Origin of the sequence: Dietzia sp. B32 (assembly GCF_024732245.1) — a bacterium.
In the GTDB taxonomy this organism is placed as follows: domain Bacteria; phylum Actinomycetota; class Actinomycetes; order Mycobacteriales; family Mycobacteriaceae; genus Dietzia.
The window spans coordinates 2013617-2026046 of the sequence record NZ_CP093845.1 but is presented as its reverse complement, the minus strand read 5'-3'; the positions used below and the strand labels follow the sequence as shown (position 1 = coordinate 2026046).

Below are 12430 nucleotides of genomic sequence, written 5' to 3'. Positions count from 1 at the left end.
GGGCCCTCCTAGCTCTTGAAATACCTCAGCCCTTGAAATACATAAGCTGCGTTCCGGTGGCCAGCAGCCTGCCGTCGCGGCTCCACAAGCGCGCGGCCTCGTCGTGGTAGTTGCCGTGGAACCGGTGCGAGTGCACGCTGCCGAGCAGGAAGTCCGTGCCCTGCGCGGCGATCTCGTCGGCGGTGGCCAGGAAGTGGATCGTCAGCGTCACGGTGCCTGCCGGGACCGGCCGACCGAGCCGGAGAAAGGCGCGGGGGAAGAACGAATCACACATCGACGTCAGCGCGACATGGTCGAGATCGCGGGTCGGCACGTCGCGGATCCACATCGTCGTCGTCGACTCCGGGTTCTCCTCGCCCGAGGCCACGTCGTCCCACCCACCGGTGACGAACCGCATGTCGTAGTTGTCCACCCACCGCACGCCGCGATCGGCGCCCGTGGGGCTGAGGTCCTCGGGCGCGGGGACGACGGGCGGTGCGGCCTCGGTCTCCGACCACGTCTCGCGCCGCAGTCCGGTGAGGGCGGTGGCGGTGGTGACCACCTCGTCGCCCTGGCGCATCTCGATCCACCAGTGCTGGTTGGAGCGGTTGGTGCGGGCGGGGCGGGCCTCGATGACGAACTCGCCGTCCGCGACCGGCCCGGCGTAGTTGAGGGTCAGCGCGAGCGGGTCGCCGTGGCGGCCGGGGTGCTGCAGGACGGCGTTGAGCATGGTGGCCGCCGTGGTGCCGCCGAACGGACCGATCATGTTGGCATACGCCTCGTGCGTGCGGCCGCGGAAGAGGTTCTCGCCGATCGGCTCCAGCGCGACCGCCTCGTCGAGAACGTGGGTGGCGATGTCCTGGCTGGTCACGGGACCTCCTGTCGGGCGGGTAGGGCGTCGCCACCGGGGTCGGCGCGCGCCGTGGGCTCACCGTACCGAGCCGGACGGCGACGACGACGAGGAACGCCCGTCCCCGCCCATGTGGGCGCCGGGCACAGGGTGCGGAACCTGCCGATGAGCGGTGTATGAATCGCGAGCCTTTCTCTTCTGCGGCAGTCGTGGCGGCCGGATTGCTCAGCGGTTGGGTGGCTGCGGGGGAGACCGGAAAGACCGTTGACCCGGTTGCTGACCCCTTCTAGCATGTGATCGACGTCACCTTTCCTTGGCGTCAGCGCGGTAGGAGGCTCCCATGACCGGATTCACGAGAACTGTCGCCGCGGCCGTGGCCGCCGCTGGCGTCGCCGTCGCCGCAGCGCCCACAGCGGCGGCGGTCAATACCGATTCACTCATGCCGCCTCCGGCGAACTGCTCGGTCGACGTCCAACGGATCGCATCCGAGACGCCGGGTCCGTTCCCAGGCGTCGGCTGGATCGTCGGCGCGCACGCCAACCTGTGCGGCGAGCTCGGTTTTCTCTTCCTCGAGACGGCTGGGGGGACCGGGTCCTCGCCTACCAGAGTCGTGCTGTTCCATCGCGGTGAGCGCGTCGCCACCCAGCCGGGTGAGACTCCGCGAGTCCTCCTGGGCCAGCACAGCAACTTCCACGTCGAGCTTCGCATTCAGCAGGAGCCGGCGCCCGGGCAGCCGAATGCGGCCGCCACCTACAACTCGACTGTCTACGTGTGGAATCCACTCGCCGGTGCCGGCGATGCGACCCCGGTCCCACTGCCACCGGGCTTCCGCCTCTGATAACTCCGATGGCAGGCGGCATGAGTGGGAGCTCGCGTCGGCCCGCTCCCGCCGCCCTCCGCTAGCCTCATTCCCTACTCGGTGATCGCGTGGCTGAGACATGCTGCCCGCCCACTACCCGGGTGCGGCCGGCAGGGGATCTGGAGAGTTCGTCATGGGCGGGTCAGGGTCGTTGACCCTCATGGCGACCCTGAATATAGTAAGGGGGACCTCACAATCGGTGTGGCCTCCGAGCGGGCGGGAGACGCGCGATGACCGGACTGCCCCAGCCCGTCACCTCGAGAACACTGGTTGTGGTTCTCGCCGCCCTCGTCACAGTGCTCGTGGTGGCGGTCGGTGTGACGGCGCTCGTCCGGCCCGGCGGCAAGGGCCCGGACCGGGTGGCCGGTGACGCGACGACGTCCGCTCCCGTGACCTCACCCTCGTCGCCCCGGATATCGCGGCTCGTCCCGCCGGCCTCCGCCCCGGAGGTCACCGGAGTGCTCGAGGTGTCGGGGCCGGAGTGCGACGCCGGGGTGATCAACTCCGACCTGCTCTACCCGAACAGCGGCGCGCAGATCATCGACTGCGGCTCCGGGTGGGCGATCATGGCCAGCGCGGTGTCGGGCGACCCCTACTGGGTGGCATACTCGGGGGGCAGGTGGCGCAGGGTCGGCGACGTGTCGATCTACCTGGGGACCTGTCCGGCCGACGCGATCGCCCGGGGGGCCCCGGCGTGGATGGCGCAGAAGCACCTGGGTGATTGCGGGTCGCGCGACCGGCGGGGCGCCCCGCCGTCGACGCCCTCCGGCTCGTCGACCGTGACGACCTCGCCCCCGGTCGCGACCTCACCGAACCGGACGAGTTCGCGGACCGCGACCCAGGACGAGGACTCGACGACCCCGGCGACGAGCACCCCGAACACCACGCGCTCCAGCGTCACGACGCCGAGCTCGACGACGGCCACCGAGGTGCCCACGTTCACCACCGCTGAGGCCGACGCCGCCGGAGAGTGACCCGCCCGTGTAGGTCGACAGTGGTCCGGCTGCGGCTGTGGACGAAAGGGATCCGGCGACGGCGGCCGGCGGGGGAGAATCGGACCCATGCAGCCAGTCGTGACCCCGACGTTCACCGAACTCACCGAAGGCCGGATCGCCCCGCCCATGGCCGCCCGCCCGGGCCCGGACCTCGCGGAAGCGGGGTACACGGAGTCGGAGTGGGCCGCGTCCGGCGAGGCGGCGTCCTACGCGGTCGGCGAAGTGCCCACCGACGGGCGAATCCAGCTGGCTCAGGCCGACTCGGCGCCGTTCGCCACCCGCGTGCTCGTCCGCCGGCCCGATGCCGAGCGGTTCAGCGGGGTGGTGCTGGTGGAGTGGCTCAACGTCAGCGGCGGCCAGGACGCGGCACCGGAGTACACCTACCTCGCCGACGAGATCATCCGGGCCGGCCACGCGTGGGTCGGGGTGTCGGCGCAGTTCATCGGCGTCGAGGGCGGTGACGCGGCCGTGGGGATGGGCGGGCAGACCACGGGCCTGCGTGCGCAACGCCGGGAGCGCTACGGCGACCTCCACCACCCGGGTGACGCGTATTCCTACGACATCGTCACGCAGGTGGGCCGGATCTGCCGCGACGGCCGCGACGACGGCCCACTGGCAGGGTTGGCGCCGGAGACGGTGATCGCTATCGGGGAGTCGCAGTCGGCGATCGCCCTGACCTCCTACATCGACGGCGTGCACCCGTTGGTCGGCGTGTTCGACGGGTTCCTGCTGCACAGTCGAGGCGGCGGGGCACTGCCGTTCGACGACCGTGGCCGCGCGGCCGGCATCGCCACCGCCGTCCGCTCGTCCACGATTCTCCTGCGCGACGACCTCGACACCCCTGTGTTCGTCGTCCAGGCCGAGGGCGACCTGGGCGGCCTGCTCGACTCGGCGCGCTCGCGCCAGCCGGACTCTGACAACGTGGTGACCTGGGAGATCGCCGGCCAGGCGCACGCGGACGCCTACCAGTTGGGAGAGCTGGCGGGCCTGGTCGACTGCGGTGGTGCCATCAACAGTGGCCAGCAGGTGTTCGTCGTGCGGGCCGCGCTGCGTCACCTGGTGTCGTGGGTGGCCGGTGGGGCCAGGCCGCCTGGCGCGCCGCCGGTCGAACTCGACGACGACGAGGTGATCGCCGGCGATCTGGGCATCGGCCGCGGTGGCGTACGCACTCCAGCTGTAGAGGCCCCTGTCGAGAAGTTGGTCGGGGCCCCGTACCTGCAATCTGCGCCCTTCTGCATGCTCCTCGGACGCACGGAGGAGGTGGCCGAGGAGCAGTTGCGTCAGCGGTGGTCGGGCCGGGACGAGTACCTGCGCGCCTATGAGGAGGCCACCGACCGGCTCATCGCGGAGGGCTTCCTGCTGGCCGACGACCGCGCGGAGATCCTCGCCGACGCCCGCCCGGAGCGCATCAGCTGGTGAGTGCTTCGGCAGGTTCTGTGTCTCGAGACGTCGACGCCCGGCACCCACCCCCCGGCGAGTAGCGACCCCACAATCAGCGGAGCCAGGTAACAGGATCGAGTTGGAGACGATGTCGAAACCAGCGACCATCGACGAGTACATCAGCACAGCACCACCGCTCGGCCGTGCCCTTCTCAACGAACTCCGCACCATTTGTCGAGACGCCGCTCCCGACGCAGTCGAGCAGATCAAGTGGGGCCACCCGGCGTACGTCCATGCCGACGGCGTCATTCTGTTCATGTTCAGCGGACACAAGGCCCATGCCAACTTCGCCTTCACGCCAACCACCCGAGCCGCATTCGAGGCCGAGCTCACCCGTTACCGCACCGGCAAAGGCACGATCGCACTGCCATACGACACCACGCCACCCCGCCCACTACTCACCGAGATGATCGAGTACCGGGTCCGCGAACACGAACGCGACGGCGTCAACTGGATGTGAAGCGCCTGCAGGGCTTCAATTCTCACCGTGGGCACGCCGCAGGGAAGGCGTCTCACCCGTCACCCGCGTACTCGACCTGAGTGGCCAGAGCACCTGGCTAGGGTGGGCGCATGGACGCCGACATCAACTTCTACTTCGACCCGGTCTGCCCCTTCGCCTGGATGACCAGCAAGTGGGTGCGCCAGGTGCAGGCGCAGCGTGACTTCACCGTCGACTGGCGATTCATCTCGTTGCGCCTGATCAACGCCCAGGTCGACTACGACGCGCACTTCCCCCCTGAGTACGAGGCCGGCCACACCGCTGGGCTGCGGCTCCTGAGAGTGGCGGCTCGTGCGCGAGCCGAGCATGGCCGGGAAGCGATGGCGCCGTTGTACGCCGCCTTCGGGGCGCGCATCTTCGACACCGCTCCGGACGCCGGCGACGACCACAGTAAAGACGAGGTGCGTGAGCGGCGCGGGACGGCCGAGTTCGCCAGGCTGGTCCTCGCCGACGCTGGTTTGCCGATCGAGCTGGCGGACGCCGTCGACGACGAGTCGTGGGACGCCGAGATCCGCCGGGAGACCGACGAGGCGCTCTCGCTGACGGGCAAGGACGTGGGTACGCCCATCATCCACTTCGAGCCGCCGACCGGCGTCGCCTTCTTCGGGCCCGTGATCAGCCGGCTGCCACACGAGGATTCGGCGGCCGAGCTCTGGGATCACGTGGTGGGGCTCGCCCGCTTCCCGGGTTTCGCCGAGCTCAAGCGCAGCCTTCGCGAGAAGCCGCAGCTCGCCGCGTTCGGAGTCGACGCAGACACGGTCGGCCCGCAGGAGGACTGGCACGGCGGCAGCAGACGGCAGAAGAAGTGAGCATGGCCGTTCGAGCCACGGTGACGAACCAGAGGTTCCTTCCCCGGTACGGCGTCGCCTGAGGGCTGTTGCGCGCCAGATGCGGGACGCCGGGGCTACCGGTGAGCTCGTCGTCGTCGACCCGTGGCGGCGTGGAGCACCAACGCGAGCATCACCGTCGCGCAGCAGATCACACCCACCCCGAACGCCATGGTGATGCCCTCGTCGGTCGAGTACGCGGAGTCGGAAGGGTGCGCGGCGAGGACGGCGGCCGACAGGGCCGCGCCGACCGCACCACCGACCGTGCGCAGCACGTGGTTGAAGCTCACCGCGCTGCCGAGCTGGTCGACGGCCACGTTGCGGGCGAACGCGCCGCCTCGGCCGTCTCGGCGCCGACCATGCTGCTGCGCGACGACGTCGACCCCCCGTGTTCGTGGTCCAGGTCGAGGGTGACCTGGGAGGGTTGCTCGACTCAGCCCGACTCGGACGCCATCGTCACCTGGGAGATCGCGGGCCAGGCGCACGCGGACGCCCACCAGTCGGGCGAGCAGGCGGGCCTGGTCGACTGCGGCGGCGCGATCAACAGTGGCCAGCAGGTGTTCGTGGTGCGGGCCGCGTTGCGTCACCTGGTGTCGTGGGTGGCCGGCGGGGCCAGGCCGCCTGGCGCGCCGCCGGTCGAGCTCGACGACGACGAGGTGGTCCCCCGCGATCTGGGCATCGGCCGGGGTGGCGTGCGGAGCCCGGCCGTCGAGCCGCCGGTCGAGAAGCTGGTCGACTCCCCGTACCCGCAGTCCGTGCCGTTCTGCATGCTCCTCGGCCGCACGGAGGAGGTGGCCGAGGAGCAGATACGCCAGCGGTGGTCGGGCCGCGACGAGTACCTGAGGGCCTACGAGGAGGCCGCCGACAGGCTCATCGCGGAGGGTTTCCTGCTGGCCGACGACCGCGCGGAGATCCTCGCCGACGCCCGTCCGGAGCGCATCAGCTGGTGAGTGCGGGCCTGGCCGGTGTCTTGCGTCGCACAATTTCCGGTGAAGTACACCCGTGCGGGACGATATGCCGCCAATCGTCGCTGCTGTGTCACAGGGTATGGTCCGGCATTTATGAAACGCCTTCCCGTCGGGTCTAAGATCTATTGATACAGATTCCGGGCGAAAGGGTCTTCTGATGGCTGATCGAATCGGCACTTTGCTGAACCGTTCGGGTGATGGTGGCGAGGAGGTGCTCATCGTCAGCCGCGGGAAGGAGCGAACTCGGTTCCGTCGTCGGGACGAGTTGGGTTGGAACTTTCGGGTGGAGTCGACGGACTCGGAGAACATCATCGAGCAGAACCCGAAGCGAAAGCCGAAGACGAATCCGAAGCCAGCTCGCCGGGCCTCGCGTCCTCGTGGGCAGCGAGTGGCGTACGTGCGGGTGTCGGCGGCCGATCAGAACGAGGCGCGTCAGCTCGAGGCGGTGGGGGAGTGCGACCGGGTCTACGTCGAGAAACAGTCCGCTCGTTCGCGTGCCGATCGCGTGAAGCTCGAAGAGTGCATCGGCTACCTGCGAGATGGTGACGAGCTGGTTGTTGCGTCGATGGACCGTCTTGCTCGTTCTCTGGTTGATCTCAAGCAGATCGTTGGCGAGATCACCGCGAAGGGCGCCAGTGTGGAGTTCATCCACGAGCGGGCCACCTACGCCGCCGGCGCCCAGGATCCTCGAGCAGACCTGATGCTCTCGCTGCTCGGTGCGTTCGCCGAGTTCGAGCGGGCCATCATCCGTGAACGCCAGGCCGAGGGCATCGCCATCGCCAAGGCCAAGGGTAAGTACAAAGGCCGCAAACGCGTCCTGACGGCTGAACAGGTCGATAAGGCTCGCGTCCGCATCGAGGCGGGGGAGGGGCCGTCGGCAATCGCCCGTGATCTTGGGGTGGGTCGCTCCACGCTTTATCGCGCACTCCAGCGTCAGACGTAGGTGGCGCCGCCGCGCGCTACCACTCAGGTGCGATCGAGCTGGGGTAGGCCAGGCTGAGCTCGACGCTCCGGCGCTCACTCGCGCAGTGCGTACACCTGCGTGGTGGCTGATTCGCACTCGTCCAGTCGGGCTTCGACGGCGAGGTGTTCGTACTAGTCGCCCTTGAAGGCGTCAAGACGGTCTCAGGGGTCACCGTTCTGAGTTGGACCTCCTTAGTGCCCCGCTGAGATGGCGCTTGTCATGGCACGGGCGTCGTCGTCCAGCGGAGTGCGGGCGGTGAGCTCGTGGCCGTCGACATCGATGATGACCGTGTGGATCCGTCGCAGGGTATTCACGGATCGCACGGGCTGGGCTCGAGTCCGGCTTTGCTAGCGAAATAAAGGGGGTGTGTCGGCGGTCTGATGGGCAGCACTTCGGCATTGCGCGCCCCGCGGGCCAGTCGGTCGACCGCAGGGCCCTGGGGCTTCTCTGAAGCTTGCGGGCAGGGGAGCTCGCTACAGAGCGACAGTTGACGTGACGCACGACACGTCGTAATCTACGTTTGTTCGCAAACACGGCATCAAAGGTCGTATATGCGAACACTGCTAAGCCCCTCTTGCTTCCTTCCTGGACAGCCACAGCCTGCTTCACGCCGAGGCACTGCCTAACGGAGGTGGGGTTGGGGACTTCTTTTGATGCGTGGAAAGGACACACCATGGCCGTTGTCGAAGGCGCGCGTATGGCTAGCGAGAGCTCGACCGTCGACGTGGAGGCAGTTGTAATCGGCGCCGGGTTCGCCGGCCTGCGGCAGCTTTACGATCTGCGGCAGCGCGGAATCTCTGCAAGGTGCTTCGACGAGGCGCCCGAGATCGGCGGTGTGTGGCACTGGAACAGGTATCCCGGTGCAAGGACCGACAGTCAGTCGTGGATCTACGCGTACTCGTTTTCAGAGGACCTGCAGAATGAATGGACCTGGAACGAGCGCTACACCCCCCAGCGGGAAATTCACGCTTACCTCAAGCATGTCGCAGACAAGTTCGGTTTCCGCGACCAGATCACGTTGAACACCCGAGTCGAGTCGGCTGTTTTCGATGAGACGCGGAACGTCTGGGTTGTCACAACGAACACCGGCGAGACGGTCACCGCACGCTACGTGGTGAGCGCGACGGGGCCACTTTCGGCTGCATACAAGCCTGACTTCAAGGGCGTGGACGACTTCCGTGGGGAGTGGTATATGACTGCCCGGTGGCCGGAGGAAGACCCTGATCTGACAGGTAAGCGCGTCGCAGTCATCGGGACCGGTGCCACTGGGGTTCAGCTTATCCCCACGATCGCGCACATCGCGTCAGAAGTCACGGTGTTCCAGCGCACGCCAAACTATGTCGTCCCGGCTCGTAATGCTCCTCTCCATCCTGCTGAACAGGAAAGTATCCGTAGTCGCTATCCGAGCATCTGGGAGCAGGCAAGAGATCAGGTTTTCGGGTTCGATCTAGCTCTCGCCGGCCGCACGTTCGAGGACGTCACGCCGGAGGAGATGCAGCTGATCCTTGACCGAGGCTGGGAGATCGGCGGATTCCACTTCGTCTTCGAGACCTTCGATGACGTCTTCACTGACGAGCGCACCAACGACGTGATTTCGGAGTTCATAAGGAACAAGATCCGCACGATTGTCAAGGACCCCGAGACGGCCGAGCTCCTCTGCCCGAAGGACTATCCGTTCTGTGGTAAGCGCCCTCCACTCGGGCACTTCTACTATGAGACCTACAATCGCGAAAACGTCTCGCTGGTCGATGTGAGTCAGACTCCCATCTCCGAAATTACCGAGACCGGGGTCAAGGTAGGCGATGACGTGTACGAAGCGGACGTCATTATCTTTGCCACCGGGTTTGACGCTGCGACAGGGTCGATCACTCGCATGGATATCCGAGGACGCAATGGCCTGTCGATCGCTGAGAAGTGGGAGGACGGACCTTCCACCTACCTCGGTGTGGCAGTGCCCGATTTCCCCAACTTCTTCATGATCTTTGGTCCCCATTCGCCGTTCGCGAACGCGCCGGTCGTCATCGAAGACGCGTCCGAGTGGATCGCCGAGACGATCGCCACCATGCGCGGACGCAATCTGACCGTCAGCGAAGCGTGCCCCGATGCCTCCGCCGCGTGGGGGAACAGCCTGCTCGAGATCCTGAACGCAACAGTGGTGGCGAAAGGGCGGAACAACTACTTCCTGGGCGACAACATTCCGGGCAAGGCACATGCACCCTTCTTCTACCTCGGGGGTGTGAAGGGCTACCGAGATGCCCTACTTGAGGAGTCCGCCAACGGGTACCCGGGTCTTGTTATGAACTGATTCCTGATGTCGTCATCCGAAGCTCTGTTGCCAGTCGTTTCCACTTTGAGGTCCCAATGAATCCAAGGACTAGAACTCCTCTTGACCCCCAGATGGCGGCAGTTGTCGCGGCCTTCCAGGCACATCTTGGTGAACCCATGCGCGAGATCGGTGCCACGGATCTCCGAACCAGGCGGTCGGCACTGCTGAAGGCAACTCCGCCACCACAGGATGTTTCGACTGTGGAGGACGTTCATGTGGTGGGCCGAGATGGCGATATCCCCGTCCGTCGGTATCGGCCGAGTACGAACACAAAGGGGGCCATCATCTACTTTCACGGCGGAGGTTGGGTCCTCGGAAGCGTCGAGGAATCCGACGGGTTCTGTCGCTACCTCTCGGCATTGAGTGGCCTGGACGTCTTCAGCGTCGACTATCGGCTCGCGCCCGAACACAAGTTTCCGGCAGCATTCCATGACGCCCGCGATGCCGTCGATTGGATATCGGGAATCGTCCCCAGCGAGCTCCCCTTGGTGCTTATGGGAGATAGCTCCGGCGGCAATCTCGTCGCCGCGGTCACGCATGAGATCGCGAGGACAGGTAAGGGGCCGCGTATCGATATGCAGGCACTTGTCTACCCCGTTCTGGACCATTCGATGTCTACCCCGTCCTACCGCGAGCACGGCTCGAAGTACCTGATCAGTGCGGACGACATGGCGTGGTTCTGGGACAACTACGCGCCCGATGTTTCGAGGCGCGACGACCACCGCCTATCGCCGGCAATGACGGATGACCTGGCGAATGTTGCGCCAACACTGTTGGTCGTTGCCGAATACGACACTATGCGGGACGAGGCACTTGCCTACGCACAGCGTCTCGAAGAGTCGGGCGTTGAGACAGTCGTCCATCGCTACGACGACATGGCTCACGGATTCTTCCCCATGTACGCCGCACTGGACACATCCGATATGGCGATCCGAGCACTGGCCGATGTGCTGGCCCAGACCAAACGCCGATGAGTTCGGGCTCAGAGGATCACGGTGCAATATCCGTGCACACCGGAAGGAAAGCAATGAACAGTCAATTTGGTTCCGACAACGTGGACGTAGATCTCGTCATCGTGGGCGCCGGATTCTCCGGCCTCTACCTGACTTATCGCGCAAAGCAGTTGGGTTTCAGCGTACGGGTTTTTGAGGCTGGAACCAGCGTCGGAGGTACGTGGTACTGGAATACATACCCGGGGGCGCGCTGCGACGTGGAGAGTATCGACTACTCGTTCTCCTTCTCCGAGGAGCTGCAGCAGGAGTGGAACTGGTCAGAGCGCTACGCCGCTCAGCCGGAGATCTTGGCATACCTCAACCATGTCGCCGATCGATTCGATCTTCGACGTCACGTGACCTTCAATAGTCGCGTCACTTCCGCGGAGTTCTTCGACGACGGTTGGCTCATCACCACTTCCACGGGTGAAACCGTCAGGTCCACGTTCTGCGTGATGGCCTCGGGTGGCTTGTCAGCCCCCAAGAAGCCCGACTTCGAGGGGCTCGACGACTTCCGCGGAGAGTGGTTCCACACCGCGCGTTGGCCCGCCGAGGGAGTAGATGTGCGCGGAAAGCGCGTGGGGGTTATCGGCACCGGATCGACGGGGATTCAGGCTATCCCGCAGCTCGCCAAGAATGCCGAGCATGTCACGGTCTTTCAGAGGACCCCGAACTACTCCGTTCCTGCTCGCAACCGGCCGCTCAGTCAAGACGAGCTCAACGAAGTCAAGGCCACCTACTCTGACCGGCGCGCCCGCGCCCGCCGAGCGCCATCCGGAGTCCCGCCAGTTTCCGCCCCCGAACCGGGCGCCCCACTTAGTGAAGAGCAGCGCGTGTCCGTTCTCGAGGCCGGGTGGGAGTTCGGCGGGGCCCCCGTTCTCTTGCGTGCGTTCTCGGACGTGATGACCGATGCGGGAGTCAACAAGACCGTTGGTGACTTCGTCCGTCGGAAAATCGCCGAGACCGTGAAGGACCCGGCAACCGCTAAAGCTCTCGCACCGACGGACTATCCGTTCGGCGCCAAGCGTCTCTGTGTGGACACCGACTATTACCAGACCTACAACAGAGACAACGTCGAGTTGGTCGACCTGCGCGGGAACCCAATCGAAAGGATCACCGCAGACGGAGTCGTTTGCGGGGGTATCGAGCACAAGGTGGACGTGCTGGTTTTTGCGATCGGTTTCGACGCGATCAGTGGCGCGCTCACCGAGATCGATCTCATCGGTCGGGATGGGCGCCAGCTGCGTGAGTACTGGAGGGGAGGACCGAAGGCGACCCTGGGCGTACAGGTCGCCGGGTTCCCAAACCTCTTCCTGGTCAACGGCCCAGGTAGCCCCGCCGTTCTCGGCAACGTGGTCACTTTCGCCGAGCAGCACATCGAGTGGATCACGGAGTGCCTGGATTACCTCCGCGCGCATTCCATCTCAACGATTGAGACCACGGAAGAACTCGACGACGGGTGGGCTGCACACGTCGACGAGGTCGGTGCCACGACCCTTTACGTCAAGGCGAAGTCGTGGTACACGGGCGAGAACGTTCCTGGAAAGCCTCGACGCTTCCTGCCCTATGCCGGCGGTCTTGACGTCTTCCGAGACAAGTGCGACGAGATCGCAAATAAGGGCTATGAAGGATTCGTCCTCACCCCTGCCAGAGCAGAAGCGACATCCACGGTTTAGACCATCCGGCCGACCTTGTCGACGTCAAGTTCGTCCTAGTTCTCACCGTCCGCAG

The 12430-nt window shown here is 65.8% G+C and carries 13 protein-coding genes; 10 read left to right on the top strand and 3 right to left on the bottom strand.

Annotated features, from left to right (window positions below; genetic code table 11):
• Positions 1 to 25: 25 nt before the first annotated feature.
• Entirely contained in the window at positions 26 to 850 is an 825-nt protein-coding gene (locus L8M95_RS09690; RefSeq protein ID WP_260485942.1) for an acyl-CoA thioesterase II, read from the bottom strand.
• A gap of 319 nt (positions 851 to 1169) precedes the next feature.
• On the opposite strand from L8M95_RS09690, the gene L8M95_RS09685 reads away from it, so the two are divergent.
• From L8M95_RS09685 to L8M95_RS09665, 5 genes are all read left to right on the top strand, one after another.
• Entirely contained in the window at positions 1170 to 1667 is a 498-nt protein-coding gene (locus tag L8M95_RS09685; protein WP_260485941.1) for an LppP/LprE family lipoprotein, read from the top strand.
• Positions 1668 to 1918: 251 nt separating this feature from the next.
• A complete protein-coding gene (locus L8M95_RS09680) occupies positions 1919 to 2662 on the top strand; it encodes a hypothetical protein (RefSeq protein WP_260485940.1) in 744 nt (247 codons plus the stop codon).
• 87 nt (positions 2663 to 2749) lie between these two features.
• Positions 2750 to 4102, top strand: a complete 1353-nt coding sequence (locus L8M95_RS09675; RefSeq protein WP_260485939.1) for an alpha/beta hydrolase domain-containing protein — start codon at positions 2750 to 2752, stop codon at positions 4100 to 4102.
• Between the two features lie 109 nt (positions 4103 to 4211).
• Positions 4212 to 4583, top strand: coding sequence for an iron chaperone (locus tag L8M95_RS09670; RefSeq protein WP_260485938.1), 372 nt, complete (start codon positions 4212 to 4214; stop codon positions 4581 to 4583).
• A gap of 110 nt (positions 4584 to 4693) precedes the next feature.
• Positions 4694 to 5431, top strand: a complete 738-nt coding sequence (locus L8M95_RS09665; protein ID WP_260485937.1) for a hypothetical protein — start codon at positions 4694 to 4696, stop codon at positions 5429 to 5431.
• Between the two features lie 95 nt (positions 5432 to 5526).
• On the opposite strand, the gene L8M95_RS09660 is transcribed toward L8M95_RS09665, so the two are convergent.
• Entirely contained in the window at positions 5527 to 5739 is a 213-nt protein-coding gene (locus L8M95_RS09660; protein WP_260485936.1) for a hypothetical protein, read from the bottom strand.
• Here L8M95_RS09660 and L8M95_RS09655 point away from each other — a divergent pair.
• Together L8M95_RS09655 and L8M95_RS09650 are read left to right on the top strand one after the other, a co-directional pair.
• On the top strand, positions 5725 to 6399 hold the full coding sequence (locus L8M95_RS09655) for an alpha/beta hydrolase domain-containing protein (RefSeq protein ID WP_260485935.1): 675 nt from the start codon (positions 5725 to 5727) through the stop codon (positions 6397 to 6399). The two genes, L8M95_RS09660 and L8M95_RS09655, sit on opposite strands and share 15 nt — an antisense overlap.
• A 175-nt stretch (positions 6400 to 6574) precedes the next feature.
• Positions 6575 to 7360, top strand: a complete 786-nt coding sequence (locus L8M95_RS09650) for a recombinase family protein (protein WP_260485934.1) — start codon at positions 6575 to 6577, stop codon at positions 7358 to 7360.
• 212 nt (positions 7361 to 7572) lie between these two features.
• On the opposite strand, the gene L8M95_RS09645 is transcribed toward L8M95_RS09650, so the two are convergent.
• Positions 7573 to 7704 carry a hypothetical protein gene (locus L8M95_RS09645; RefSeq protein ID WP_260485933.1) on the bottom strand — a complete coding sequence of 44 codons (132 nt, stop codon included), beginning with the start codon at positions 7702 to 7704 and terminating at the stop codon, positions 7573 to 7575.
• Between the two features lie 350 nt (positions 7705 to 8054).
• Here L8M95_RS09645 and L8M95_RS09640 point away from each other — a divergent pair, with 350 nt between their 5' ends.
• The 3 genes from L8M95_RS09640 to L8M95_RS09630 all read left to right on the top strand — a co-directional run bounded on the left by L8M95_RS09640 (position 8055) and on the right by L8M95_RS09630 (position 12375).
• Positions 8055 to 9686, top strand: a complete 1632-nt coding sequence (locus L8M95_RS09640; RefSeq protein ID WP_260485932.1) for an NAD(P)/FAD-dependent oxidoreductase — start codon at positions 8055 to 8057, stop codon at positions 9684 to 9686.
• Positions 9687 to 9823: 137 nt separating this feature from the next.
• Positions 9824 to 10681 carry an alpha/beta hydrolase gene (locus tag L8M95_RS09635; RefSeq protein ID WP_260485931.1) on the top strand — a complete coding sequence of 286 codons (858 nt, stop codon included), beginning with the start codon at positions 9824 to 9826 and terminating at the stop codon, positions 10679 to 10681.
• Positions 10682 to 10734: 53 nt separating this feature from the next.
• Positions 10735 to 12375: an NAD(P)/FAD-dependent oxidoreductase gene (locus L8M95_RS09630; protein WP_260485930.1), complete on the top strand. Its 1641-nt coding sequence runs from the start codon at positions 10735 to 10737 to the stop codon at positions 12373 to 12375.
• Positions 12376 to 12430: the final 55 nt, after the last annotated feature.